Here is a 26460-nt window from a genome sequence, read left to right as displayed (position 1 = left end):
CATGATGTAGATTTTGAATTTAACCGCTTAAATAAAACAACTTATCGGGTTGTATTATTCGGTCTCGTATATACCATCTGCATCACATTGATATTTCTCATCGCAAAAGCAGCCTCGCAGTAATTAAAGTAATATTGCCACTTCCGGATAAACCGATCATCAAAGCCCAACATTTTTACTTCATGAAGGTGTCGATTAAACTGCTCCATCCACAAATGCAGCGTCCGCGCATAATCTAATCCCATGTCCTTTAGATCTACCATAGTCAGGTCACTCGTCTTGTGGATTGCCTCATTTATTTTTGCTACGGAAGGTAATAATGAGCCCGGGAAGATGTGCTTCTGAATCCAATCTACACCTTTACGCAAGCTGTCATACCTGGAATCCGGACTGGTAATGACCTGAAAAGCAAGAATTCCATCAGGTTTCAGCAGCGCATTACATTTACTAAAATATTCCTGGTAATAATTATGTCCTACGGCTTCCAACATTTCAATGGAAACAATTTTATCATAACTCCCTTTCAGGTCTCTGTAATCCATGATTTCCACACTAACGAGCGCTGATAACCCCGCTGCCTTGACCTGCTCCATTGCCCATTGTTGTTGTGCAGTGGAAATGGTAATCGAAGTTACTTTACAACCGTAATTTTTCGCCATATAGATCGCATTGCCGCCCCAACCACTTCCAATTTCCAATACATGATCTGTGGGTCTTAAGCACAATTGACGACAAAGTCTGTCATACTTCGCTTCCTGAGCTTCGGCCAATGATAAGACTTCCTTATAAAAATAGCCACTGGAATAGGTCATAGATGGATCTAAAAACAAGGAGAAGAAATCGTTATTGAGGTCATAATGCTCGGAAATATTCTGTTGAGAACCGGAAATACTGTTTGATCTGCTGTTATGGTAAACCCTGTTTAACCATTTAAAAACATTTAAGGCCCAGCTTTTATGTTGGCTTCCAGAAACGACAGGCGCATTTTCAACATTGAGCAATACCCATTTGATGACGTTCGTAATGTTGTCTGTTTCCCACAAACCATTGACATAAGCCTCTCCAAAACCGATGTCGCCATACCATACCAGACACTTAAAAAATTCGGGTGCTTTAATTTGAATACTGGCTTTTATCCCACTTTTTCCGTCTCCAATCTGTATCATTTCTCCATTTGGCAGACCAATACTCAGACTCCCTTTAGTCATTTTCGACAAGGCATTTAAGACCATCTTCTCGTAAAATCCGGTTTTATTTTTTGTAGTGATAGCAAGCGAGGACATCATAATTTCAACTGTTTTTCAAAGGTTTATATACGTCTTTTTGAAGGTTCTGGTTTGCGGATTTTCTATGGAATGAAAACTTCTTCCTCCACAATAAGAAAGCTTGCCAATGAATCAAGCCCATTACCTGGATTGGAATCAACGGAATAGAGAAGAAATAACGCAACAGGTTACCATTGGTCAGGGGCTTCCGCTCCCCGATTAGTGTGCTTAAAAAGAATCGATTTCCCTGCTGGTCATAATCATCAATACGAATGTCTAGCTTTTCATTTGGGATCCCCAGGTTGAAGTCAAACAGGGTATCCAAGTCGATGAAAGGCGATACATAGAAGTACTTTTCTATGCGTTGCCGAAATCTGCCCGATTCCATTTCTTCTTTTTTAATCAGAAAGAGTTTCATTTCCCGGAAGGTGTTGCTGATTTCTGCAACGGCACAAAGCGGAGATCCTTGCGCATCAAAGCAGAAATAGAAGGAAACCGGGTTAAAGTTATAACCAAGAACTGCAAGATTGCTGAGTAGCATGACACGTCCCTTTCCCAGTTCCAACCCATTTTGATGGAGGTATTCCCGGAGCTGCTCCTGCAGGTTTTTACTGGTATCTGGTTGCTCCTTGGGGAGCTGTAAATGGTCTTTATCCCTAAAATTAAACAGATTGAAACGATTGACACTCAACCAACTCAGTTTACGAACCAATTGTGGCAGCTCTTCAATATCCAGGTAAAATAAATACACACGATACCCAAAGCTGTGCTTTTTCGGAGCCAAACGGTAGTGCATCACCTTACAGATATATAAAGAAGAATTCATGCTCAGCAATTTTTCATCAGTTCTTAGACAGTATTACCTCAATTTTGGGTAAAGTGTTTCACCAGCCTTCACAAAGTGCAACTGCACTTGCATAAGCATCTTCGTGAAACCCATATTTAAAATAGCTACCACAATAATAAATAGGACCGTTCCGATTCAGTAGCGGTAATTCAGCTTGCGCTTGCATCGCAGCAACATCAAATAAGGGGTGTTCATAATCAATCTCCCTGATGATCTTCTTTTCATCAATCGAATCCGAAGGATTGATAGAAACAAAATAATCCTGCCGCTTAGATACGTCTTGCAAGCGGTTCATCCAATAGATTGTGCTGGGCATCAAAATTTCTCCTTGCTTTTCCACCCGATAATTCCAACTGCTCCATGCCAGCTTCTTTTTAGGCATTAAATTACAATCGGTATGCAGTACTGCTTTATTAGGTTGATATTTAAACTTTGAAAGCAAACGCACTTCATCCGGAAACTTATCCTTGACCATACGATAGGCCTGATCGGCATGGCAAGCCAGAATGACCCGATCAAATATCTCCAGGCCCCCATCAGCAGTTGACACACTAACTTTACCATCCGCCATTCTAGACACTTCCAATACTTTTTTACGCAGCTGGATCTTATCTTTAAACGGCTTGATCAACAATTCCCGGTAAGACTGACTTCCATTGTGAAGCGTATACCACTGATGTTGCGTATCCAGTCCCAGAAAACCATGGTTTTTAAAAAACCTGATCAAGGATACTGCTGGAAAATCCAGAATTTGTGTCATGGGTGTAGACCAGACGGCGGAGCTCATGGGAATCAGGTATTTCCAGAGCATATCCTGACCATAACCGAAATCTTTGACATACCTGCCAATGGAATAATTTTCATATTTCGGTTGATCCAGAATCTTGACACTTTCTTTATTAAATCGGTTGATTTGCATCAGCATTTTTAGAAAAGCAGGATTAAATAAATTCCTCCGTTGTGCAAAAATATGGTTCATACTGGAACCACTATACTCTAAATTATCGGGCAGATATTGCACGCTAAAAGACATATCAGTCTTTTTTACCGGAGCTTTAATCTCATCAAATAATTTACAAAGCTGGGGATAAGTCTGCCGGTTGAACACCATAAACCCTGTATCTATATATATTGGGCCCTCCGGTTCTTCCAGTGTAACAGTATTGGTATGTCCACCGATATAATCCTGTTCTTCATAAAAACTGAGGTCGTATTTACCTTGAAGAAGATGACCGCAGCCCATTCCAGCAATCCCGGTTCCTACAATAGCCACTTTCTCCATCAGCTTTTTTTCTTAAACAAGTAATGACTGACCATCCATTCATTGCCGGCTTTATAACCGAATAACTCCGCGCATGACAGGTAAAATAAACGCCAATATACCCACCACTTCAGTGCCTGATCAACCCCGTAGGTTTCTTCGAAAATGGGCATAATTTCCCTTTTGTGCGCGTCCATATTTTTAAGCCATGCTTCCGCAGTTTTAGCATAGTTTGTACCGTTAACCAACCACTGTTTTTCCACCACCAACAGTTCATTAAAGTAAAGCAGTAAATGATTGGAAGGCATAATTCCACCGGTAAAAAAGTACTTACTCATCCAGTCTGTCTCATCTTTCACCTCAAATTTATAGGCCAGCCTTTCATGGCTAAAGATGTGGACAAACAGGCGGCCATCAGCTTTCAGAAAGGAGGAAATTTTGCTCATGAGCAGTTGATAGTTGCGCATGTGTTCAAACATCTCTACAGACACTACCCGATCAAACTGGGTTTCCGTATTAAAAACATTGATGTCTTCTGTAATGACCGTGATGTTATTTAGGTTTCTTTCTTTTGCAGCCTGGTCGATGAAAGCCTTTTGAGTTGCAGAATTGGAGAGCGCCGTAATGTGACTTTCCGGATATTTTTTTGCCATAAACAAGGTCAGAGAACCCCATCCACAGCCCAACTCTAAAATATACTGCCGATCTTTCAATTCTGCACGCTTACAGGTTAGTTCCAACATATCCTGTTCCGCAGTATCAATTGAGCTTACACCTGGGCTCCAATATCCACTGGAATATTTTAAATGTTTACCTAAACAGTATTGATAGAAAGCCGTGGGCACTTCATAATGTTGGTGGTTTGCATCCTCGGTATGGATGGCAATAGGCTCAGTTTTCAGTTTTGCAATCAGCTTGTTTAGCCGATGTTGACGGGCCTCTACATCTACTACCGTTTCGTCCTCCAGCCGTTGTTTGATCAGTTTGCGAATTCCTATGCGTAATATAAAATCTGGTAATCTATTTTGCGCAATTAAGCTATCGTACCACATGTATCTTCTAATTATAAATATTGGAAAAACCGCGCGACAATTGAATAACAATTCCCATCGCTTACTAGTTTTACTATACGTTATTTAAGAGATATTGGTTTTTATTTTTCAGCAGAAACCTGCTTTTTAAACCATGGAATGAATGCACTCGTACTTTGCTGATACTCGCGATACAAGGCTCCTTTAGAGCGGAGTGCCTGTTCTTCTGTAGCAGGAATGCCAGTCACCTTAAAGAGCAGGTAAGCGATGATGAGCGGACTACTGATCGCGATCCATCCCCATGGGGCCGATATGGCAAAAAGAAAATAGGCTATCCAAAGGAGCAATTGGAAAAAGTAATTGGGATGACGGGAATAGTTCCACAGTCCGACCTGACAAACCTTTCCTTTATTACATAGCTCATTTTTAAACTGACTCAGTTGCCAGTCAGCAGCGGCTTCACCGAGTACGGCAATTCCCCAAAGGACAATACCGAGATATTCAAAAGCATGTATTTTGGGATCCTGATTACTGGCAATCAGAAAAAAAGGAATGGCAAGGAGGACATTGGAGAAAGCTTGAAACTGGAAAAACCAGAAGAACTTTCTATTTTCATGGGGCGCCCATTCTTTACGAAGCTGTTGATAACGGCCTTCTTCTACATCCAGGTGGCCGATCACCCTTTGCCATAGGTGAGCCCCCAGGCGAAGTCCGGCAATCAAAACCATGCTGCAGATCAGCTGTTTTCTACCTTCAAATCCATCGGCGAGAAAAAACAAGAGGATGGCAATTAGGGGAAAGTTGAGTGCCCAGAAGACATCAACTACCCCGGCATTGTTAATTTTAATGGCCCAGTACCAAACCAGTGCCATGACCAGGCAACACGCTACTAAACAAATTAAGATGAGATAGGGTGTTGCCATAATATGGTGTTTTAGACCTTTCTAATTCGAATGATGTGCAGCCAGTGCATCACCTTCATGAGTGGATAAGTGGGATCAAATTCAAACCAGCGCGAAGCGAAGTTTGGGTTATTCGGTTTTTTGTGGTGATTATTTTGAAACAACTCTCCCAACATTAGAAAATCTAAAGGCAAAGAGTTCTTGCTGTGATCGTCATTATCATGGTTGGAATAACCATACTTATGTCCACACCAGTTCACAATAGCCCCATGAATTGGCCCCATTAAGAAATGGATTGGCAATAACAGGAACATCCACCAAGCGGTTGCAAATGTAACATAGAACCAAATATAGAAACTGATAAACACGAGCCTGGTGATCCAGGAATCCCCAATTTTATCAATAACAGGCCAGGAAGGATACTTATCTCTAAACTGTTCTTCGGGTTCAATATTATACTTCGAGTAATTCAGGTAGATGTTTTTGGTTTTGATCATCATTCCCCATACATCTTTAACAAAATGTGGAGAGTGCGGATCCTTCTCTGTATCACTAAAAGCGTGGTGCATCCTATGTAGGATTGCATATGCTCTGGGATTTAAGAAAGATGAGCCTTGCGACAGGAAAGTAATGGCATAAAAAAACTTCTCCCAAAAGGCATTCATTTTAAACATTTTATGCGAGGCATAACGATGTAAAAAGAAAGTTTGCGAAAATAGGGAGAGGAACCAATGTAAAAGAAAAAAAACTAAAATAATCATATTTGTATGTGTACGTACTTACGGGCCTATGGTAGGTCCGGATGTTTGGGCTGCAAAATAGCAAAAAAAATCCCGTATAAGTTTTACCAATACGGGATTAAATCGTGTCTATTCGGTTTTATCTACCAAAATCGTCTTGTACTCTTACAATATCGCTTTCGTCAGATGGGTTTGTTGGATCCGTATGTTGCCAGATTTCAGAAACAATACCCCAATCGTCCAAGCCAATTAAACGGTGTCTTTCACCTTGTTTTAACTTGATCGTTTGACCAGGTGTCAATTGTTGCACCGGACCTTGTTCATCGGTATCGCTGGTACACACACCAACAGTTCCATTCACTACTCTCCAGATTTCTGCACGACGGTGGTGATACTGCCACGACAAACGTGTGTTAGGAGCAACGATTAATATTTTAGGGCTCAGTTTACCTGAGATCTTCAGTTCATCAACATTTAATCCATCGAAATAAACATTGGCAAATTGTTGTGCCTGGTCTTCATCAATTACGAAAAAACCTCCCCAAGGACGGCTTTCATCACGATTAACCACATTAAATCCTTCAATTTTTAAGCGTTGCGCTACGCCATCAAATATTTCTTTTTTCTGATCTGACATTTTATTCTCGTATTTACGCCAAATATAATATATATCAAGGTAAAATAAGTGCCAGCGCATAGGATTAACACAACCTACTGTATTTCAATAGACAAGGAATTAAAGTCGAATAAAAAAAAAGAATATCGGCCGCTTATTTTTCACAAAGCTTCAGGGTGTTACATGACCGCGCTTAATAGGATAACGAAAAGAGTTTGTCATAGAAATGTTTAATTTCAAATAGCTGAAACTTTCACAGAATTAAATCCGTTATAGTCGTAGTTTGTTTGGTTTAGGTTGGTCTGTGGTGGGCCAACCATCAATTAACAGGGATACCTCTCCAAGGTTTATCCCTGTTTCTATTTTATAGCTTGGCTATATAAAAAAACGGCCTCCAATAGTTAAACTATTGAAGGCCGTTTTTTTTTATGCTTAAGGCAGTTTAATTTACCAAAAGCTTTTTAATTCTTTTCACGATATAGTCAATATCAAAAGGTTTGCTCACATAATCATCAGCTCCCGCAGCGATACTTAAATCTTTATTTTTATCATTTGCTGACATGACAATAATCGGAATATGCTTGGTAAACATATCCGTTTTCAAATCTTTACAAATTTCTGCTCCATCTCCATCAGGCAACATGACATCCAAAATGAATAAATCAGGTACTGAATCTTTCAGTTTTCCCTTTAGCTCTGAAAAAGTAGACGATAATTGCAATTCATATCCTTCATCTTTAAGTAAAACGCCAATGATATACCTGATATCTTCATCATCTTCAAGCACATGTATTCTTTTGATCATATTAAATTATTTTTAAATTGAACTTCGACTAATTACTAGCAACAATTTTGCCACATATTATAAACACGCTATATTCATAGCATAAATCCAAAAAACTGATTAAAGATTCCATTAACCTTCCGAGACCAACATTAAACCTTCACAAATATCACCCAGCATATCACAAGGATTAACATTAATCGCCAATGCAATCAGGTAAAGTTCCTCTGCCCTTAGTTTTGATGTCTCCGTTAAAGTAAGCTCGTTCATCCTTGCTCTTGTTAAACCTGTTCTTTTAGCTATCTGCGATTTATTCACGGATCTTTTTGCTAAATAATATCCCAATTTCGTCATGATAAATATGGTTTTTCTTAAAATAAGTATAGATAAATATATAAATGAGAAAGATAATCCATACACGAATTAGTTAATTAGTCATATTATATATAAGTTTGTATAGATAATCAATACATAAAGTATGATTTATAAATCTTATGTATGAAAAATAAGCACAACTACCAGGCAGTAATCAGCGCAAAAGCCACACTTTCCTCCGTAAATGTGGGCTTATTATACAGCTTTATGATCAAAAGGATTGCTAAGGGCTATAGTACTTCAGAAGTATCCTTTCTGATGGGACACCATACTGATTACATCAAACAAAAGGAAGAATTAATCAGCATTGGTTTTACGTTTGAAGACATGCATTGTTTTCGCCAGGCAGTAGAGGAAAAATCCTTGACTGGTTTAATTTCAAATTTCGAGGACCTAAAAACCATGGGCAGCTATCAGCTTTTAAAAACCAGCGATCCCATAAAAACAGAAATTAAAATGATTCGGTTTGAAAAAGATGGCAGGGAGATACCCATTTTCCACCTGGTAGAAAACAATAAGATGGAGAACCATTCAAAAATTTCAGAGCAGCAAATCGCGGCAGAAGTTACTGCCAAACTCAATGTACTTTTTGAGGGTCAAATGTTTTACAAGCCCCAATCTCCCCTTCAAATCTATCAGGAATGTCGCAATACCTTATCAGAAACCCTGGCACCAAGGCACCTTCAAGCAGCCTTACTAACCTTAACAAAGAAGAAAGATTTTCCAAAGCTAAAAAGGATCAAGTCTAAAGATCATGGTTCCATGTATGAAAAAGTATTTGACTGAAATACGGGATTAAAATAAAGATGACCTAAAACAACTCAAGCCATGAAGACGAATCTCCCCTCCTTACTTCCTATTCCATTGGAGTTTAAAATTGCCTGTGCAACTTATAATTTGTCTATTCGAGAAGTCTTACAGCTTTTCATAGACCATGTTTCATTTTATGATTCGATGAGCCAGAAATCTGATGACCTCTACCGATCTGCAACAAATACCCTCTTAAATTATTCCATTTCTATACGCAGAGCGCACAGTCCTGCGCTTTTAAAACATCGGGAACCGATTTTAAAGTACATCCAGGAGGTGATTAAGATTGCCTCTAAATCGCCAGAATCTCAAGCTAAGAAAAGAAAAATGTGTGTGCCTATTGTGAGAAAAATCTACAGGAGTATGGAGCGGTCGAAAACACAAAACACCAGCTTACTTCTGGAAGAGGAGATCACATTACAGCTCAGCATGGACTTTTGTCTACTTTGTGAAATCCACCACTGTAGTCCGGAAGAATACCTGGAGCACTTTATGTCACAAGTATCATTACCCAGCACACATGCTAATCTGGGACTTAATAGGGTCGTCGAAAACCAGGCGATGGGCTTTTTTTACAAGTCCTTAAATATAGGTAAAGGAATACCTGCTATTCATGCGCATAGAAATTTACAGGTGCAATTTATAGATCAGATCCAGGAGTTGCACCTCTGGGTGTTTATCATCAGAGGTTATGAAAAACGAGTACAAAAATATCAGGAGCTCTATTTCAATTACTATCAGTTGCTGCTCAGTGCCCAAGAAAATCAAATAACCACTAAAGCTTTATGAAAATGAATGTAACCATTAACGCTACGGAAGACTTTATTGTACTGTGCGACCTCTTTAAAGTAGAGCCACAAGCCCTGATTCAAAAATTCGTTGACCAGGTTTCTTTCCCTTTTTATTACAGTCAGCCAGACGGCGATGAACGCTGGGCCACGTTATTCTTTCTCTATTACATTGGCCTGCAAGGGAAGGAAATCGAAATAGAGATGCCGCAACACGAGCCCTTTATGAATCAAATGGCAGAAGTGGTCTTCAACCACCTGGAAGCTGGCCACCAATATGCTGCAAAGGCAGAAATAGCTGGCCGTGAAGTCATGAAGGCCTGGCATCAGCATATTATGGAAAAAAGAGCGGAGTAAACAAAACATCCGCCGGAATGTTATGGTTGGCAAGTAGTTAAATAACATGCTATGGATTTCAAAAACTAATTAAAATCACATGAAAAAGTTATTAATTGTTTGCGGATTGTTATTTAGTATAATAACGTTTGCACAGGCACAGAATGCTGGACATAAGAAAATGGAAAGTCCTGAAGCAAGGGCAAAAATGAGTGCGGAGCGGTTATCCAAAAAACTAAGTCTGAACAAAGATCAGGCAAAAAGGATAGAGGATATTTATTTAGAGGAGTCGATGGCAATGGCTCAGGAACACAAAGAAGGAATGGGCGATAAAGAAGCGAAAAAAGCTGAAATGATGAAAATTCATAGTGAAGCTGATGCTAAGATTAGTGCCGAATTAACTGAGCCTCAAAAGCAAAAGTATGAAGCTTGGAAAATGGAAAAAAAGGAACACATGAAAAAAGGAGGAAAAAAAATGAGTCCTAAAACCACCCCATAGTTTGGCAGGGTTAGAAGATTTGAGGATGTAAATTGGAGGTATAGAAACACCGCTTATTTTACATCCTCAAACTCATCAGAATTACTTCCGCTCCTTCTTTATTTTGCTTTTATCCAATTTACTAGATCATTCACTAACAATTCTGAAACACTGCCTGGTATCCCATACTGGCTCATATTTCCTTTTTCTTTTTGGGGAATAAACAGATGGTTTAAATCCGGGTACAATTTCAAGGTAACATTACTTTTCTTGCCCAATGCAGCTTTCCATAGGTCGAAATCTTGTGTAGAGACCTGGAAATCAAAAGCGCCTTGAACTACAAAAATCTTTTGCTTGCTCAATTTTTTCGCCGTTGCTACTTGATCATACTGATTTAAATCCACCCAGTAAGCGGCAGGCAAACCCAATAATGAGGAATCAGGTTTCACATTTCCAAATGTAGTAATCCTGGTTTTTGCGGTTTGTTTCAATACTTCTTCCAATTGCTTCTGCAAGTTACCAGTAGTATCCTTAGCCTGTTCAACGGAATATCTATTCTGTTCTTCGATGATGTCTGTTAACTTCCTCGCTGGTGCAGCGGCAAGCACAATACCTTTTATTTCTGGAGCCTGCAAAGCCAATTTTGGCGCCAACATACCACCCATGCTATGTCCGAATACAAAGATCTTACTCTTGTCCACACCGGGAATGGTTTTCGCTAATGCAATTGCAGCCAATGCATCGTCCATAACCTCTTCTTTAACGGTAAACACTTTATTAAAGTCGCCTGCATAGGCCAATGTTCTTTTCACATAACGGATGCTGGCAATTCCTTTACTCGCTAAACCTCCTGCCAGGTCTTTAAGTGGCTTATTAGGGCCAACAGTTTCATCCATATCGCTTGGACCAGAGCCGTGTAACAACACTACGATTGGGAAATTACTGCCTTTAGCAGGTGTGGTTAATAAACCCACCAAACTATGTCCGGGCGTTTTCACATAGATTTCCTTTTCTTTATAAGCGGCGGTATCCACATAAGCTGGCCTTACATAGGCAGCAACTTTATTCAATTGTCTTGGGAACAGACCGACTAACTTATCACTTTTATTGAAAACCAGTAAAAATCCCTGTGTATCTTTTTCAAATTCTGCATTTACTGAAACGGTGAAATACTCCCCTTCGGATTTACTTTGCACGACGTCCATTCCGATATATTTCCCATAATTTGTGGTCAATGTCCCCCATATTGTTTGCAAGTTTTCCGGAGAGATCTTCGTCTGCACACTCACATCGAAAAAGCCGTGTGCTTCAGTAAACTTTTCCTGTTCCATCGCCTTCATAAATTCATCTGAGCGGGCAAACAGTGTCAATATGCCTTGTGAAAACCCGGCAACCGAGATCAACAGGGCAAAAAATAATAAAATAACTTTCTTCATCTAATTTTAAGGATTGTGTTTTGTTTAATGTGGTCCTAAACCAAAGTTAGCATTATTTGATTCCCTTTTCTGGATTTCTAATTCAAAAAAAAATCGGGTATCCATTCTTCATGGACACCCGATTTCAGCAAAAAATCAATTGGTTAATACCCTAGATTTTGTTTCAATATTCCTTTACTACGGTCAATTTGAGTCTGAGGAATTGGGAAGTATTCATCTTTATCTGCCAGCACAATACCTTTTAGATAATTGAAATACCCTCCTTCGAAGGTGAAATAATCACTCATTCTTTGTTTCAAGATTCCCCATCGTACCAGATCATAAAAACGATGACCTTCCAGAGAAAGCTCCATACGACGTTCGAAACGCACTGCGTTACGTCCATATGCCTGGTCTGGAAAAGTAAGATAAGGACTTACACGATATGCTGCAACATCTACACCACCTACTTGTTTTTTAGGCAATTTAGAAGCCCTATCTCTAATCCTATTGACTAAAGCAAGTGCATTTGGCAGACTTCCGGCTTCCACTTCACATTCTGCAGCCATCAGATAGACATCTGCAAGACGAATAATATTAATATTTAAGGCCGTAATATTTGTGTTCCCTGGAGCAGTAAAACCAGATATTTCTGAAGCTTTAACCACATTTTTTAAAGCCAGGAAAGGTCCACCATTAGAGGCATCCCTGATCCAGGCATCACCTGCCATCGTACCCCAGTCCGAAAATGGTACTCCTCTTCTACCCATGGTATAGTCTATACGTGGGTCTAAAGGAATAGTAACATCCAACTTATAGCCAGCCTTATCGGCAACTCCACGATCAGATACATACGGATTAGTTGTATAAGAGCCATCCAGATATGGTAGACCAGCTGCAGTCACTTTAAAGGAATTCGCCAAATCTATAGAAGGCTGGAAGAAACCGCAGCAAGTGATGGGTAGACTACTATTGTAAGGGAAGTTAAGCATATCGCCCACATTACCATTATCTCCACCAGATCCATCGGTACCTACAGAATTTTGCACCGCAAATACAGCTTCAGGACCATTTTCCTTGGTCACGTCAAAATTATCCGTGTAAGGAATCGTTTCAATACCCGGTCTGGAAGCCATTACGTCATTAAACAAAGGCAAGGCATCAAGATATTTCTTTTGATACAAATATACCTTTCCTAAATAAGCCTTTGCAGCGATTTGATTGACACGACCTATTTGTCCTTTAGGGAAGGCGGGAGTAAGATTGGCTACTGCAAACTTCAAGTCCTCAACAATAGCCGGATAAATATCCTTCATATTGTCTACTGCTGGCTCTGTGGTTGCCTCAGTAATCAATGGGACATTCTTAAAAGCCCTCACTAAGAAAAAGTTATAATGTGCGCGTAACAACCTGGCCTCAGCAGTAATTTCCTTAGCTCTGGCATCAGGGAATTTTTTGTCTGTTCCCTGTACCAATGCCAGTATCTTTAAGGTATTGTTACAACGAAGAATCCCTTCAAAACAACGGTTCCAAAGGTTTTCCAAGTTATCATTGGTACTGGTTGGTGCATGTCTTTCCAATAAATTCATATTGGGTTGATCTCCGTTTTCACTTCCTTTGTGTGCATTATCGGAGGTAACTTCCCCCAATAACCACTGACTCGGTGCGGCGCCATAATTACCCCAGGTACCGTTCGTATTTCCATTTAAAAGCCCATATGCGCCAGTCAATGTTGCTTCCACGCCATCTTGTGTCGTCAATTGAGGGACAATCAACTCCCCCTGGGGATTCTTATCTAAAAATGACTTACTACAACTTGCTGCAGTAATCATACATATTGCGAATATGATGTAATTAATCTTTTTCATACGTTTCTCATTTAATCATTAAAAGCCTACACTTAAACCCAACAGGAACTGACGTGGACTTGGATAAATCCCCCTATCCACACCTAGTGCAGAATAAGTTTCTGTTTCCTGACTTACTTCCGGGTCAAGTCCTTTGTACTTGGTAATGGTAAACAGATTCGTTGCACTTGCATAAATTCTAAATTTGCTTACGCCCCATTTTGGTCCGAATACTTTTTCAACAGGTAGCGAGTAGCCAATTTGAAGATTTTTCATACGTAAATAACTACCATTCTGCACGTAATAGCTCGAGGAAGCATATTCAAAATCACTGGCATTGATATTTGGTGATGGAATTTTGCTTCCGGTATTGGTAGGACTCCAGGCGTCTAACATTCTAACGCTTTTGGCACCGGTAAAGGTAGAGAAGTCCGTAAAATACCTGGTAGCTTCATATAGGTCAATTCCTTGCACTCCATTAAAGAACATAGAGATGTCGAAATTTTTATACGAGGCATTGAAGCTCAAAGAATAAAGAAAATCCGGGTTTGGATTTCCAATAATGGTTCGGTCATCAGGAGTAATCTTTCCGTCTCCATTCACATCTCTGTATTTTAAACCACCAACTCTGGCACCTGTGTAAGAAGGACTTCCGGTAACATCTGCAGTACTTTGGTAAATACCAACCATGTCATAGCCATAAAAAGAACCAAATGGTTGACCTGCTTTAAGGATACTGGTGGTTATACTTCTGAAATTACCATATAATTGCTCGTTAATACCAGGAGCCAGTTTCACAATTTTATTGGTGTTTTTCGAGAAATTCACACCTACATCAAATTTAAAAGGCTTGTTGTCGATTTTTCCGTAATGATACGCCAAGTTAAACTCGACACCTTTGTTGCTCATATCTCCTGCATTTACAAATGGAGAAGCCCCCATACCTACAGCGGTGGCAGGCAATGGTACTGGAAAAAGCATATCGCTGGTTTTCTTGTTGTACCAATCCACAGATCCATCAATTACAGATTTAAACAAACTGAAGTCTAAACCAACGTTTAAAGAGCTTAAAGACTCCCATTTAATAGCTGGATTTGCATAAGCATTTTGCCATACTCCTGTGATCACTTTATTACCGCCATCCAGACCATAAGCAGAACTAATTAATGAAGACTGGAATCTATTCAGGTATTGATTATTTGTAATTCGTTGATTTCCGGTTTCTCCGTAACCCACTCTTAATTTTAAATCCTCAATCCATTTCACTTTACCTTTCATAAATCCTTCTTCAGAAAGTCTCCAGGCAACACTTCCTGCTGGGAAATAACCGTATTTATGTTGAGGCCCGAAGTTAGAAGAACCATCTCTACGTAAGGTAACACTGGCCAGGTAACGGTCGTTATAAGCGTAATCTGCACGTCCAAAAAGGGAGAACAAACTACCTACAGTTCCTACACTCGCGTTGCTAATGTTAGAAGTACCCACATTCAGGTAATAATAATCCATATCCCCTAGAAGGAAGAAATCATTACGTCCGGCATTTAACTGTCGGTTTCTATTGTTGATGGCTTCTGTACCCAATAAGAGGTTTAAACGATGTTTTTCAGCAAATATCTTGTTATAAACCAAGGTATTTGTCCAGGTCCATTCACTGGTATAGCCTTGATACTCGCCCAGATTATTTGAATTATTACCTTCTGAGAATTCCAAATTGGGATACCTCATGGTTAAGCCGTTATAATTCTCATAGCGAACGCCAAAACTTGTTTTAGCGGTCAGGCCTGGAGCCAGGTCCAATTCAGCGAAAAGATTCCCGAAGAAGAAATTGCTTTTATTCACGTTATCCTTGCCACGGAATAAGGTAGCTAATGGGTTTTCTGAGTTGCCCAGCTGACTACCTTTGGTTCCTGCGAAATTCCCCTTGATGTCGTAAACAGGAACAATGTTATTCATCCGGTAAGCCCAGCCAATCGGACTTCCTTCATCCTGATACTCGCCTGAAACATTCGGGTTTACACCAACACCAAAACCTTCAGAATAGGAATACTGCAAGTTCTCTCCAAAGCGGAGTTTTTTATCCAGTGCAGTAAAGCTGGTATTTGCACGAACATTATAACGTTTAAAGCCTGTGTATTTGATGGTTCCCTGTTGGTTAAGGTATCCTGCGGCGAAACTATAAATGGCATTTTCACCACCACCTGCTGCACTTAACTGATAGTTTTGTATGGGTGCAGTTTTAGTGATCTCATCAAACCAATTGGTACCTTCCTGATTGGCTTTCGTGATTTGATAGAAGGTTGCCGGATCTCTGCTATAATTATATTTAGAAGGATCAGCATCTGCAGCAGTAATCAGCTGTCCATAAACACCTCCCGCTACCAAATATTCCGGCAGTGTTGGCGTTGCACCAGTGCCATAGTTTGCACCAGCTGCTGGTGGTAACCCAGCATTTCTGTAGGCGTCAAACATATAATTAGCATACTGAATCGGAGTCAACATTTTTGGGAACGTTCCCTTTCTAGGCACTTGAGAACCATAATAAGTATCAAATGTGATACGTGGCGGACCCATTACTCCTTTTTTAGTGGTAATGATCACTACCCCATTATTTGCTCTTGAACCATAAATTGAAGCAGAAGATGCATCCTTTAATACCTGCATCGATTCTATGTCATTCTGATTTAACCAACTGAGTTTTCCTTCATAAGGCACTCCGTCAATCACATACAAAGGGTCATTATTACCGATCGTAGTTATACCACGGATACGGATTTGAGGGGTTGACCCTGGTGCACCGTCATTTACAATCTGAACACCTGGGGCTTTACCTTGTAAAGCTTCCACTGCACTTGCTGCAGGTTGTTCTTTTAATTGTGCAATGTTTACTACGGAAACTGCACCGGTCAGGTCTTTTTTACGCTGACTGGTATAACCTGTTACTACGACCTCGTTCAGATCGCTGGCATCAGGACTTAATACAATATTGATGTTCGTTTGATTACCTACAGTAATTTGTTTGGTAATATATCCTAAGAAAGAGACGGTCAGGATATCTGTGGGTTTGACATTGATGGCAAATGCACCATTGGGATCTGTCAGTGTCCCTTGGTTGGTGTTCTTGACTTTTACTGTAGCACCGATAATTGGTAATTTGTCGTCACTGCTGGTAACCTTACCGGTGACTTTGACTTGCGCGGCAGCTCCAAAAGTTAGGAACAAGCAAGCCAGCAAAAAGAGAGACCTCTTTTTGAGATTTGGTGTGTTTTTAAGCATAAAATATTTGGTTAGGATAGTTAATAAGTGTGGTTAGTTAGGGTTACATTACATAGGCTTTAGGGTTTAAATTTTAGGGTTATAATATGTGATTTTGGCATTCTCTTCCGGTATTTTGGCACGTTTATAAAAATACCATTAATCCAATATAATCATAGTGTAATTAATACACAAGGACTTACTGATATTTATTTTACAAAATTTTTACTTTTAAATGAAAATGCCCTTCCAAAGGAAGGGCATCACGATAAATACGCTATTAGGGTTTAATTTTAATCCAAATTCTCGTTTTAAATCAAAATCATTTTCTTACACAAAAGATCCTTGTTTATTATTTATTGAAAACACCTAGTTTTTCCAAAATCCGATTGGTAATCTCGATTCTCGAAGATTCGAAATCATCGGTTCTACTTTCTGTTTGAATAAAATTCGCAAAATAAAAAACATTATCCTTCGTGGTTACATAGCCCACATACCAGCCCAGGTAAGCACCATCTTGCTTCCCAGCACCCGTCTTTCCTCGAGTTACAAAACCATCTCTATCTTTCGATATCATAATTCCCTTCACGATATCCATGGTACGTTGGGAAAGTGGTAGTGCATTCCCCGCTAACCTTCTTAAAAAATCAATCTGCTGCATCGGTGTTATCCTCAATCCTCCCCAAAGCCAAAAACCATTGATCCCACCAGAAGCATCCTCATTGCCATACTTTAATTTATGGAGCCAGTATTTCATTCTTTCTTCCCCAATCTTTTTCGCTACATCCTGATAAAACCAAACCGTAGAATTTTTAAATGCCTGCTTCATATCCGTATCTGCATTCCATTCCGGAACCCTACGCTGTTCTTTGTCCCATTTCAAAATCTCATATTCATCCTTCAAGACGGCAGTCTCCAGGGCAATTAAAGAGTTACAGATTTTAAATGTGGAGGCTGGCAAATAGCTTTTATTTGACGCTTCCTTATTATAATAAAGGTATCGGTCATTTTTCTGGTCGTATAAAACGAAAGTCCCTTTTACCTGATATTGGTCATAGAATGGTTTAAAGTCTTTTCTTTCCTCCTGAGCATACAGATTAGACACCCTTGTCAAGACCATAAAGAAGAACAGCGTATAAATTTTCATATGGGCTGAGTTATTTATTGAAATCAATTTCATAGATATGTGCCCATAATTTACCGGTGATGTACACCTTATCGGCAATTGGGTCATAAGCGATCCCATTCATTTCCAAAGCACCAGGATTCATGTTTTTCTCGGAGGTAAAAACCTTTCTCAAGTCTAATTTACCAACCACATCACCATTGGTAGGATCAATTTTTAGGATAAAATTGGTACCATAAACATTTGCATAGATATAGCCTTTAATAAATTCCAGCTCATTAAGATGCATAACTGGCTGCCCATCCTCTGTTACAGAAATGGTCTTTAATGGCGACATCGTATTTGGACTGATGTAAGTTAAATTATCAGTCCCATCACTCATGATCAAGCTTTTGTCATCGGTAGTCATACCCCAACCTTCCAAATTTGCATATTTAAACTCCGAGATCTTTTTAAATGTTGTGGCGTCATAAATAAATCCCAACTGGTTCTTATAGGTCAGCTGGTATAATTTCCCATTCAAAATGGCAATTCCTTCTCCGAAATATTTTGCCTTATCCAGCTCTATTTTGATTTCCAACTTCCCTGTTTCCAAATTTTGGACCCCAATTAAAGAACGTGTATTTTGAAGTTCAAGCGGAGCACCCGTGCTCTCCGTTAACCGTCCGGCATGAAATAAAAAACCCTCCGTAAATAAGGTCGTATCATGTGGAAAATTATTGGTCACATAATGGTTGATGAAAGGCACTCCTTCATTTTGGCTAGCCTCCCTTTGCTGATTATTCCGGCAACCGAGGATCACCACGATAAATAAGCAACAGCTGAATGTTCGTCTCATAATAGGAAAGATATAGATAATTAATAACGTAAGCTCTTTTTGTGTAATTTCAAATCAAATATAGCGCCACATGATCTTAAAAAAGTCCACTCAAACCTTATTATTCAAACCCAAAAACTTTAAAGATATCTACGATAATCTTCATGAATTACATCGATTATATGCTTCTCATACCTCAATTTCAGCGGGAGACATGAACGACACGGACATACTTTTACCTTCCGGAAAAGCCATTTCACCTACGGGAGCGGCACATTGTCTGTTAGAAATTCAAAGAACTGCGGTCTTTATTCGTGGTATTTATAAGGCCATTTTAAAACTTCAGCAGTCTTTCCCCAATCAGCAATTACATATCCTTTATGCCGGTTGTGGACCTTATGCTACTTTAGTGACCCCATTTACCACACTATTTAGCCCTGAAGAAGTCCAGTTTCATCTATTGGACATTAACGAACGCTCATTAGCTGCATCAAAGAAATTATATAAAGCGTTGGATATTGAAATGTATGTAGCAGAATGGATTTGTGCTGATGCGACACAATATAAATTCCCAACAGACCAAGCCATACATCTGGTCATATCTGAAACCATGTTAAATGCATTAAAAAAAGAACCTCAGGTAGCAATCATGTTGAACCTGATTCCTCAAATGCAAGAGAAGGCCCTTTTCATTCCGGAGAACATTACCGTTTCCGCTCAGTTGTTAAATAAACAACAGGAAAGCGCGCGATTAACACAATGGGATCTGATACCAGAAAGAATCCATCTGGGAGATGTTTACTCCATTGGCAGAGCAGATTGTAAAGTTCATGAACAAGTATCTATACAGATCCCAAAGAACATTCTTAAAGAACATTCGCTCCAACTCCTTACTGAAATCACCACTTTTGCTGATGAACGTCTTAAAATTTATGACTGTAGCTTAAATATCCCGCTAGTTATAGGCAATGCGATGGATTTTGCAGGTCGTACCATCAATTTCGACTACCATATGGGTAAGGTACCGGGATTTAAATACCACTGGCTTCCTTAACAGGATGTCTATCTTTTCCAAAAATAGAAAGACATGGTCTCAATTATAAATGAGACCATGTCTGTTACGAATAACAACTTATTTAAAGACCGTTTTTTTATACCATAAAACAATTACATATTATCTGGATAAATGGACATCCTTGTCACGCGGTGAAAAGCGGAAACACTTGGCGCGGTAATTTCCAGGTCATAAATCACCTCCTTTGTTTTAGGATCGAGCTCTACAATCCGCCCTCCTAAACCTTTGTTGGTTTTAACTCCCATACCAGGGCAGAACATCACATGACCTGTTTGCGATAAATACTGCACACCAGAAAGCGCTGCAGAAAAACCATTCGCGCCCCTGCTTTCTCCGTAAGCCCAAACCTGCTGAACTGTTTTCTTTGCTTCATCCACCTTGTACTCTACAATCCTACTATAACCACCGGAACTACCCAGCGTTTGATCCTTAAAATGACGGTTATATCCATTATCAAAAACAAGGATATTACCGTTGGGCATCAACACAGGAGTATGCATGCCCCATGACCAGTCAAAATCAGGATGAGCAGTCTCCCCGGAAATCACCTTTTCGTCTGTAATTAATTTGCCTTGCCCATCTACAGGTGACAATAATAATTGCTGATAGCCGCTGCTCCAGCCTTTATGCGGAGAGATGACCCATTTCACGGCTCCGCCCCTTGTAAAAGACATGATTCCTTGAAAACGAACTGTAGCGAGAAAATCATTTCCCATTGCTGCGATGGAATTATTATGAGCCCAATTCCCTGCGGTTTGCGAATAATTTATCCCTGCCTGATCAGCTCCATGATCGTAACGGGAGCTATCTAACATATTGGCTAAATCCCATTCTTTCTCAACTACACCAGATAATGGATTTAATTCTATAATATGGTCGTTAATTCGTGGTTTTCCATTCCGCAAACGTGCTGCAGATTTAGAAACTGTAATCAGGTAATTGCCATTAGCCGCTTCAGTTACCTCATGATGAAAGGTATAGCCCAATTTCAACAAATCCCATTCCTTAACCAGATTACCAAACATATCTATTTCTACAATACGGCTTCCCTGTCCATCTCCGCTAAGGAAATTTCCATTTTTCATCCGTTTTAACCCAATTGAAGCCGCAAATCTTTGCAACTTTGGCGAAGCTTTTAACAACAATATCCAACGCACTTCCCCTTCAGCATCGAGCATATAAGGGCAAGAAACATCTAGTTCACTTTCTCCGGGGTAGCTGACCAGGTTAAATCCAGGCTCCATTTTATCTTTTTGCGCTACAATAGTTTGGAAAGTTGGAAAAGCTTTAACGTCAAGGGCGGCTGTTTTTATTTGAATATGGGTACGTCCACGCTCCTTACCCTCCATATCTGTAAAAACAAGATCTACCTGATTATTGTAATCGGCATACAGTCCCAGTACGGGAATGACTTGTCTGGGATTTGAGGCCGTTAATAAATGTTTAATTGTACCTGTTGTACCAGGTTTACCTTCCACAATCACCTCCACCCTTCCTCTACCTGGCAATAACACTTCTACTGTGGCAGATAAAGGGTTGTACCCGGATGGATTTAATTCCTTGTCTTTAACGATAAAATCCAGCGAATTCCCTTTTGAAAGCAAGGAAAAACTGGTTTTATCTTTAAAATTGACCACTGTTTTCCAGAGATCAGGTTGCTCTTGAATATTTAAGAGTAAGGCCTGTGGAACGGAGATATCACCTGTCTCAAAATGAAAAACATAGTTTTCATTCTCTTTGACGTAGCTCTGTAGTAAAACACCGTGATTCACCATGTTTTCCAGTGAATTTTGGAACTCAATACCTGCAGCAGGTAGTTCCAGCTTATCTTTCTTACAAGCTATAAAAAACAGAAATGCGAAACCTAGCAAGCCTGTTTTCAAACCAAAAAAAACTCTTTTCCCAATCATAATTTTTAAATTAAGAAGGTGGGAAAATCTAAATCTCCCCACCTCTTATGGTGAATTACATTTTATTCAAAATTGCTAATCCCGGCATTTCGAAATCATTACCTCCATAGTGGATGTTGCTGAATAGCGGTATTGGTATTCAATTCATTCTGTGGAATTGGCAAGTAGAAATGTTTCGCCTGGAAGTTCACTGCACCTTGCTTTTTATTATCTACCAATATTTGTTTCATTTCCGAAAAACTGTAGAAACGTTTCAGGTCGAAGAAACGGTGACCTTCAAAGAAGAATTCCAATTCATTCTGATGAATGACTTCTTTCCATAAATCATCCGGTCCAGTCCAGGTTTTATTCGCCAAACCGGCACGGTCACGGATACGCTTTAAATCATTGGCGGCGTCCCCAGTTTTACCTGTCTTGATTGCGGCTTCTGCATGCAATAAGAGTACTTCTGAAAAGCGCATCACACGCAGGTTATTATTTTGATTTTTCTGATTGTACATACTATTTGCATCGGCCTCATTCTTATAAAAATTGGTAAACTTCTTGATTAGGAAGCGACCTTTTTTCCCGTTAATGATTGGGTAATCCGGTTCACCTCTTAATCGTTTAGTAGCCGAAGCCTCCCAAATCTGATCAAAAGTCATGTTGCCAAACCAAGCGCCATCTGGTATAGTAGTTTCAAAATCCGAGTGTTTCCAGAAGAAACTGGTGTACATTCTTTTATCAAATTTGGTATCAGAACCTGCTGGTCTTTGCTCTTGGATGAAATCCGCTACAATAGATGCCGTTGGCATCCATTTGAACCAACCTCCAGTACCTTGTGCGCCTGCAAAATTGGGAATTACAAATCCCTGAGTACTTGTTGCACTTTCCGAACCCCATGAGCCACTTCCAAAACTCCCATCATAAACGAGCTCAAAAACAGACTCTTTGTTTAACTCTGTGTTTTCGGTAAAATTATCTTCAAATTTAGTGGTCAGATCATAGCTATAAGGCGCTTTCATAATGATGCTCAGTTCTGCTTCTGCCTCTGTATACATCTTTCTATAATTGTATGATTTACCTAAATAAGCAATTGCGGCACCTTTAGTTACCCTTCCAGATTCAGATGCAGGGCGAGTAATTGGCAAAAATTCTTTGGCCACTTTGAAATCTGCTTCTATTTGTTTCCAAATCAAATCCTCTGGAGCAGAGGCTTTCATCGTTTCATTTGGATCTTCAGTAGGAGAAATCAAACGCAATGGAACATCACCGAAATTAGTTGCCAAAAGAAAATAAGAGAATCCCCTTAAGAAACTGGCTTCAGCAGAAAGTTCATCCTTTTTCGCCTGGCTCATCGGTACCTTTTTCACATTACTCAAGAACACATTGGCACGATTAATTGTCTTATACAACCTGCCAAAATCACTTTCTGCAGTATTGGGTGTATTCGCATAAGTAGCAGGCTCCCAGTTTAAAATCTCTTCCCCTAAAATAAACCAAACATCATCGGCACGATTCATCGTATGCCAGCCTGTGTACCCACCGTAGTAGCCATACATTTGTCCGCGGATAGGAGAATAAACAGTGGCCATTGCAGATTGCGCACTCGCTTCCGAAACCCAGAAAGTTTCTTCTACAGCCTGATTTGGATTCACCCGGTCCAGAAAGGACTTTTTACATCCTCCTAAAGTTATCGTCATTATTGCAACCAGAGACAGTTGCTTCCATATATTCGTTTTCATACTTCGTTTTTTTTTAATGGTTAGAAACTTAATTGAAGGCCTAAGATGAAGGTTCTTGAAGAAGGGAAACGACCGTGGTCAGTTCCTCTCGACATGACGCCACCGCCACCACCATTCTGATCATCATTCTGACCAAGATCTGGCGAATAACCTTTGTATTTCGTGGCAACGAATACATTGTCTACCGAGGTAAACACTCTTAAATCTCTAACATTGATTTTGTTGACTAATTTATTATTGAAAGTATAACCGAGTTCTACTGTTTTTAGGCGGAAGAATGAACCATTTTCTAACCAACGGTCACTCACACGACGTCTATTCTCGTTCTCATCTTGTTGGGTAAAGCGAGGCATATTTGTATTGGTGTTTTCTGGAGTCCAGGCATTCAATACAGTCGAACCGAAATTGGTAAACTCATTCATAGATTCCATACGGGCACGGGTATAATTATAGATTTTATTTCCGTGTAAGCCATCAAAGAAAATACCTAAGTCAAAACCTTTATAGGCCACATTACCACGGATTCCGTAGCTCAAATCAGGGAATGGACTACCTGAATACTGGCGGTCATCATCTGAAATTTTTCCGTCACCATTAAAGTCAATAAAACGAACATCACCCGCTTTCGCCTTTGGCTGAATCACTTGTCCGCCTGGAGTTTTATAAGCTTGAGCTTCTGCATCAGACTGGAATAATCCATTAGTTTTGATCACATAGAATGCACCAATTGGATCTCCTACTTTTGCCCAGGTAACCGTACCTTCTCCTTGTGGGTTGTAACCTCCAAACTCTTGTGTATTACCTACAGTAATCTTTTTAACCTTATTCTTTACACTTGATAGATTTAGGCCCACATTGTAAGTAACCTCCCCAACCTTATTTCTATGGTTTAGCAAAAACTCAAAACCTTTATTGGAAATGACCCCAGCATTCATCGTTCTTGAGCCATCGACCCCAGTAGAACCTGGCATCGCAATGTTTAACAATATATTGTCTGTTTCGCGAACATAGTATTCTGCGGTAAATGATAATTTTCCATTGAAGAAGCTACCATCTAAACCGAAGTTGCTCGTTTTGGACTCTTCCCAAGTTAAATCTCTTGGCGAAACCCAGCTGTTTCCGGTAATGCTACCCATCCACCATTGTCCGCCTTGAACATAATTGATACCGCTACTCACAATATTCTGAGTACTATAGTTGCCAATCTCCTGGTTACCCAGTTTTCCATAACTCCAACGGACTTTTAATTCATTAATGGTGTTCTTTAAATCACCGAAAAAGTTCTCATTCATGATATTCCATCCCAGGGAAACGGAAGGAAACACCCCATAACGATATCCGGATTTAAAGCGTGAAGAACCGTCTCTACGAACTGAAGCCATGAACAGGTATCTTGAATCATAGTTATACATCACCCGGGAGAAAAGAGAAACCAACGCATTTTCTCCTACTGATCCTGAAGTAGACTGTTGCGTAGTAGAACCTGCGCCGACAGTAGTTGTTCCGAAAGGAATGTCCATACGACCAGCACCGAAACCGCGGCTTGTATTTTCCTGAGAAGAATAACCTGCCAATGCCGATATGGTATGTTTCCCAAAGGCACGGTCAAAATTTAAGGTATGTTCAATTAACCATTGGTTGTTAAAAGCAGCTGATTCATCCAATCTGGATTGATTGGCACCAGAACCGAAATTAAAAGGTGCATTGAAATCATAATTACGTCCATTATTTCTGTTGAAACCGTAGTTAAGTTTGTATTTCAGACCTTCAATACCCAAGTCTAATTCCGCATAAGCATTCAGCAAGATGTCCGTTCTATAGTGCCTTTTATCGTATAGATTGGAGTATCCAACTGGGTTGTCCATATTTTTCATCCATGGGCGGATAGCTCCGTAACCACCCAATTGATTCGCATCATAAACAGAAACCATCGGGTTTTGACGTAGTAGGTCAGTGATGGTTAAATGATTCTCTTGTTTCTCGGATGTGGTTAATAAGAAAGTATTACCCATGCGGAGATGATTTTTAAAGAAAGAGAAAGTGTTCTTTGTACGCACGTTATAGGCTTCATATCCTGAACGGATTAAAATACCTTTCTGATTGATGTAACCGGCAGACACATTATATGTACTTGTTTCTGAACCGCCAACAACGCCTACATTTGTCTTGGTAATTGGTGCAGTACGGTAAGCTTCTTCCTGCCAATTGGTACCTGGACCTTCAAAATCTATCGCATCAGCTGGTAAATAACCACTCTGTTTCATGATACCTTTCCATTGTTGCGCATCCAATACACCTAGTGTTTTGGCAATCTTTTGAACACCAGTATAGGCACTAACACTGATTGTAGCTGCTGTATTTTTCTTACCCCCTTTTGTGGTGATTAAAACTACTCCATTAGCGGCACGAGAACCGTAAATGGCAGCCGCAGCAGCATCCTTTAGGATTTCCAGAGAAGCCACATCCGAAGGATCTACCATATTGATATCCCCATAAACCCCATCAATTACATATAAAGGAGTGTTAGAGCCCAATGAGCTCAAACCACGAATATTAATACTCAGACCAGTACCTGGTTGACCACTTGTAGTGCTAACAGTGACACCGGCAACACGGCCTTGCAAAGCACCACTGGTACTTTTTGCCACATCAACCTGCATTTCTTTTCCGGTGATTGAAGCGATGGCACTGGTCAGGTCTTTTCTTTTGGCGGTACCATAACCGATGACCACAACCTCATTTAATTGGTCATCATCAGCCAAGACCACTTGAATCGTTGTTGAATTTCCAACAGTAACTTCGGATTTCTGCATCCCTACATAAGAAAACTGAAGCACCTTACCTTTGGCGACCTCGATGCTGAAATTCCCATCGGTATTGGTCATTGTGCCACCGGGCGAGCCCTTGATCACAACGGAAACACCAGACAAGGGGTTATTGCCCTTGTCTTTGACTGTGCCTTTCACAGTCATCACTTGCTGGGCCCATGAACACAGGCTTAAGGTTGCAAGGAATAGCATTAGTACAATTCTTTTCATATTTGGTTTTTATTTGGTTTATT

Annotated in this window: 22 protein-coding genes; 5 read left to right on the top strand and 17 right to left on the bottom strand. The window is 39.9% G+C overall.

The genetic code is table 11. From position 1 onward, the window contains the following. Positions 1–41: 41 nt before the first annotated feature. The 9 genes from GM920_RS22820 to GM920_RS22780 form a co-directional block, all read right to left on the bottom strand. Complete coding sequence (locus tag GM920_RS22820) at positions 42–1286, bottom strand: SAM-dependent methyltransferase (RefSeq protein WP_235964618.1); 1245 nt, start codon at positions 1284–1286, stop codon at positions 42–44. Positions 1287–1290: 4 nt separating this feature from the next. After that, a complete protein-coding gene (locus GM920_RS22815; RefSeq protein WP_182961709.1) occupies positions 1291–2091 on the bottom strand; it encodes a DUF1365 domain-containing protein in 801 nt (266 codons plus the stop codon). Positions 2092–2149: 58 nt separating this feature from the next. Continuing rightward, positions 2150–3394 (bottom strand): NAD(P)/FAD-dependent oxidoreductase, encoded by a 1245-nt coding sequence (locus tag GM920_RS22810; RefSeq protein ID WP_182961708.1) that lies wholly within the window; start codon positions 3392–3394, stop codon positions 2150–2152. Continuing rightward, the gene (locus GM920_RS22805) at positions 3394–4425 is read right to left on the bottom strand and encodes an SAM-dependent methyltransferase (RefSeq protein WP_182961707.1); all 1032 of its coding nucleotides are present in this window, start codon (positions 4423–4425) and stop codon (positions 3394–3396) included. The genes GM920_RS22810 and GM920_RS22805 overlap by 1 nt, the downstream gene beginning before the upstream one ends. A 101-nt stretch (positions 4426–4526) precedes the next feature. Beyond that, the gene (locus GM920_RS22800) at positions 4527–5327 is read right to left on the bottom strand and encodes a DUF1295 domain-containing protein (RefSeq protein WP_182961706.1); all 801 of its coding nucleotides are present in this window, start codon (positions 5325–5327) and stop codon (positions 4527–4529) included. 11 nt (positions 5328–5338) lie between these two features. Then, positions 5339–6067 carry an acyl-CoA desaturase gene (locus tag GM920_RS22795; RefSeq protein ID WP_182961705.1) on the bottom strand — a complete coding sequence of 243 codons (729 nt, stop codon included), beginning with the start codon at positions 6065–6067 and terminating at the stop codon, positions 5339–5341. A 118-nt stretch (positions 6068–6185) separates the two neighbouring features. Continuing rightward, positions 6186–6683 carry a cupin domain-containing protein gene (locus GM920_RS22790; RefSeq protein ID WP_182961704.1) on the bottom strand — a complete coding sequence of 166 codons (498 nt, stop codon included), beginning with the start codon at positions 6681–6683 and terminating at the stop codon, positions 6186–6188. Between the two features lie 421 nt (positions 6684–7104). After that, complete coding sequence (locus tag GM920_RS22785) at positions 7105–7467, bottom strand: response regulator transcription factor (protein ID WP_182961703.1); 363 nt, start codon at positions 7465–7467, stop codon at positions 7105–7107. 111 nt (positions 7468–7578) lie between these two features. Continuing rightward, positions 7579–7800, bottom strand: coding sequence for a helix-turn-helix domain-containing protein (locus GM920_RS22780; RefSeq protein ID WP_182961702.1), 222 nt, complete (start codon positions 7798–7800; stop codon positions 7579–7581). 144 nt (positions 7801–7944) lie between these two features. On the opposite strand from GM920_RS22780, the gene GM920_RS22775 reads away from it, so the two are divergent. From GM920_RS22775 to GM920_RS22760, 4 genes are all read left to right on the top strand, one after another. Further along, positions 7945–8607 carry a hypothetical protein gene (locus GM920_RS22775; protein WP_182961701.1) on the top strand — a complete coding sequence of 221 codons (663 nt, stop codon included), beginning with the start codon at positions 7945–7947 and terminating at the stop codon, positions 8605–8607. A gap of 42 nt (positions 8608–8649) precedes the next feature. Beyond that, the gene (locus GM920_RS22770) at positions 8650–9420 is read left to right on the top strand and encodes a hypothetical protein (protein ID WP_182961700.1); all 771 of its coding nucleotides are present in this window, start codon (positions 8650–8652) and stop codon (positions 9418–9420) included. Beyond that, entirely contained in the window at positions 9417–9776 is a 360-nt protein-coding gene (locus GM920_RS22765) for a hypothetical protein (RefSeq protein ID WP_182961699.1), read from the top strand. The genes GM920_RS22770 and GM920_RS22765 overlap by 4 nt, the downstream gene beginning before the upstream one ends. A gap of 79 nt (positions 9777–9855) precedes the next feature. Beyond that, positions 9856–10254 (top strand): hypothetical protein, encoded by a 399-nt coding sequence (locus tag GM920_RS22760; protein ID WP_182961698.1) that lies wholly within the window; start codon positions 9856–9858, stop codon positions 10252–10254. 98 nt (positions 10255–10352) lie between these two features. Here the strand turns inward: GM920_RS22760 and GM920_RS22755 are convergent, their stop codons facing one another. The 5 genes from GM920_RS22755 to GM920_RS22735 form a co-directional block, all read right to left on the bottom strand. After that, positions 10353–11669, bottom strand: coding sequence for an alpha/beta fold hydrolase (locus GM920_RS22755; RefSeq protein WP_182961697.1), 1317 nt, complete (start codon positions 11667–11669; stop codon positions 10353–10355). A gap of 143 nt (positions 11670–11812) precedes the next feature. Continuing rightward, on the bottom strand, positions 11813–13516 hold the full coding sequence (locus GM920_RS22750; RefSeq protein ID WP_182961696.1) for a RagB/SusD family nutrient uptake outer membrane protein: 1704 nt from the start codon (positions 13514–13516) through the stop codon (positions 11813–11815). 18 nt (positions 13517–13534) lie between these two features. After that, positions 13535–16768, bottom strand: coding sequence for a SusC/RagA family TonB-linked outer membrane protein (locus GM920_RS22745; protein ID WP_182961695.1), 3234 nt, complete (start codon positions 16766–16768; stop codon positions 13535–13537). Between the two features lie 331 nt (positions 16769–17099). Beyond that, complete coding sequence (gene blaOXA / locus GM920_RS22740; protein WP_182961694.1) at positions 17100–17894, bottom strand: class D beta-lactamase; 795 nt, start codon at positions 17892–17894, stop codon at positions 17100–17102. Between the two features lie 10 nt (positions 17895–17904). Continuing rightward, complete coding sequence (locus GM920_RS22735; RefSeq protein WP_182961693.1) at positions 17905–18711, bottom strand: glutaminyl-peptide cyclotransferase; 807 nt, start codon at positions 18709–18711, stop codon at positions 17905–17907. Positions 18712–18781: 70 nt separating this feature from the next. On the opposite strand from GM920_RS22735, the gene GM920_RS22730 reads away from it, so the two are divergent. Further along, on the top strand, positions 18782–19744 hold the full coding sequence (locus tag GM920_RS22730; protein ID WP_182961692.1) for an SAM-dependent methyltransferase: 963 nt from the start codon (positions 18782–18784) through the stop codon (positions 19742–19744). A gap of 113 nt (positions 19745–19857) precedes the next feature. On the opposite strand, the gene GM920_RS22725 is transcribed toward GM920_RS22730, so the two are convergent. The 3 genes from GM920_RS22725 to GM920_RS22715 all read right to left on the bottom strand — a co-directional run bounded on the left by GM920_RS22725 (position 19858) and on the right by GM920_RS22715 (position 26437). Next, positions 19858–21675, bottom strand: a complete 1818-nt coding sequence (locus GM920_RS22725; protein WP_182961691.1) for an aryl-sulfate sulfotransferase — start codon at positions 21673–21675, stop codon at positions 19858–19860. 98 nt (positions 21676–21773) lie between these two features. Next, a complete protein-coding gene (locus GM920_RS22720) occupies positions 21774–23399 on the bottom strand; it encodes a RagB/SusD family nutrient uptake outer membrane protein (RefSeq protein WP_182961690.1) in 1626 nt (541 codons plus the stop codon). Between the two features lie 20 nt (positions 23400–23419). After that, positions 23420–26437, bottom strand: coding sequence for a SusC/RagA family TonB-linked outer membrane protein (locus GM920_RS22715; protein ID WP_182961689.1), 3018 nt, complete (start codon positions 26435–26437; stop codon positions 23420–23422). Between the last annotated feature and the right edge of the window lie 23 nt (positions 26438–26460).

This window comes from Pedobacter gandavensis (assembly GCF_014172405.1).
Lineage (GTDB): Bacteria > Bacteroidota > Bacteroidia > Sphingobacteriales > Sphingobacteriaceae > Pedobacter > Pedobacter gandavensis.
The sequence above is the reverse complement of the archived record's forward strand: the minus strand, read 5'-3'. Positions and strand labels throughout refer to the sequence as shown.

Coding starts and splice junctions, on each gene's coding strand:
- GM920_RS22820 (WP_235964618.1), bottom strand. CDS start 1,286: ATGATGTCCTCGCTTGCTATCACTACAAAAAATAAAACCGGATTTTAC.
- GM920_RS22815 (WP_182961709.1), bottom strand. CDS start 2,091: ATGAATTCTTCTTTATATATCTGTAAGGTGATGCACTACCGTTTGGCT.
- GM920_RS22810 (WP_182961708.1), bottom strand. CDS start 3,394: ATGGAGAAAGTGGCTATTGTAGGAACCGGGATTGCTGGAATGGGCTGC.
- GM920_RS22805 (WP_182961707.1), bottom strand. CDS start 4,425: ATGTGGTACGATAGCTTAATTGCGCAAAATAGATTACCAGATTTTATA.
- GM920_RS22800 (WP_182961706.1), bottom strand. CDS start 5,327: ATGGCAACACCCTATCTCATCTTAATTTGTTTAGTAGCGTGTTGCCTG.
- GM920_RS22795 (WP_182961705.1), bottom strand. CDS start 6,067: ATGATTATTTTAGTTTTTTTTCTTTTACATTGGTTCCTCTCCCTATTT.
- GM920_RS22790 (WP_182961704.1), bottom strand. CDS start 6,683: ATGTCAGATCAGAAAAAAGAAATATTTGATGGCGTAGCGCAACGCTTA.
- GM920_RS22785 (WP_182961703.1), bottom strand. CDS start 7,467: ATGATCAAAAGAATACATGTGCTTGAAGATGATGAAGATATCAGGTAT.
- GM920_RS22780 (WP_182961702.1), bottom strand. CDS start 7,800: ATGACGAAATTGGGATATTATTTAGCAAAAAGATCCGTGAATAAATCG.
- GM920_RS22775 (WP_182961701.1), top strand. CDS start 7,945: ATGAAAAATAAGCACAACTACCAGGCAGTAATCAGCGCAAAAGCCACA.
- GM920_RS22770 (WP_182961700.1), top strand. CDS start 8,650: ATGAAGACGAATCTCCCCTCCTTACTTCCTATTCCATTGGAGTTTAAA.
- GM920_RS22765 (WP_182961699.1), top strand. CDS start 9,417: ATGAAAATGAATGTAACCATTAACGCTACGGAAGACTTTATTGTACTG.
- GM920_RS22760 (WP_182961698.1), top strand. CDS start 9,856: ATGAAAAAGTTATTAATTGTTTGCGGATTGTTATTTAGTATAATAACG.
- GM920_RS22755 (WP_182961697.1), bottom strand. CDS start 11,669: ATGAAGAAAGTTATTTTATTATTTTTTGCCCTGTTGATCTCGGTTGCC.
- GM920_RS22750 (WP_182961696.1), bottom strand. CDS start 13,516: ATGAAAAAGATTAATTACATCATATTCGCAATATGTATGATTACTGCA.
- GM920_RS22745 (WP_182961695.1), bottom strand. CDS start 16,768: ATGCTTAAAAACACACCAAATCTCAAAAAGAGGTCTCTCTTTTTGCTG.
- blaOXA (WP_182961694.1), bottom strand. CDS start 17,894: ATGAAAATTTATACGCTGTTCTTCTTTATGGTCTTGACAAGGGTGTCT.
- GM920_RS22735 (WP_182961693.1), bottom strand. CDS start 18,711: ATGAGACGAACATTCAGCTGTTGCTTATTTATCGTGGTGATCCTCGGT.
- GM920_RS22730 (WP_182961692.1), top strand. CDS start 18,782: ATGATCTTAAAAAAGTCCACTCAAACCTTATTATTCAAACCCAAAAAC.
- GM920_RS22725 (WP_182961691.1), bottom strand. CDS start 21,675: ATGATTGGGAAAAGAGTTTTTTTTGGTTTGAAAACAGGCTTGCTAGGT.
- GM920_RS22720 (WP_182961690.1), bottom strand. CDS start 23,399: ATGAAAACGAATATATGGAAGCAACTGTCTCTGGTTGCAATAATGACG.
- GM920_RS22715 (WP_182961689.1), bottom strand. CDS start 26,437: ATGAAAAGAATTGTACTAATGCTATTCCTTGCAACCTTAAGCCTGTGT.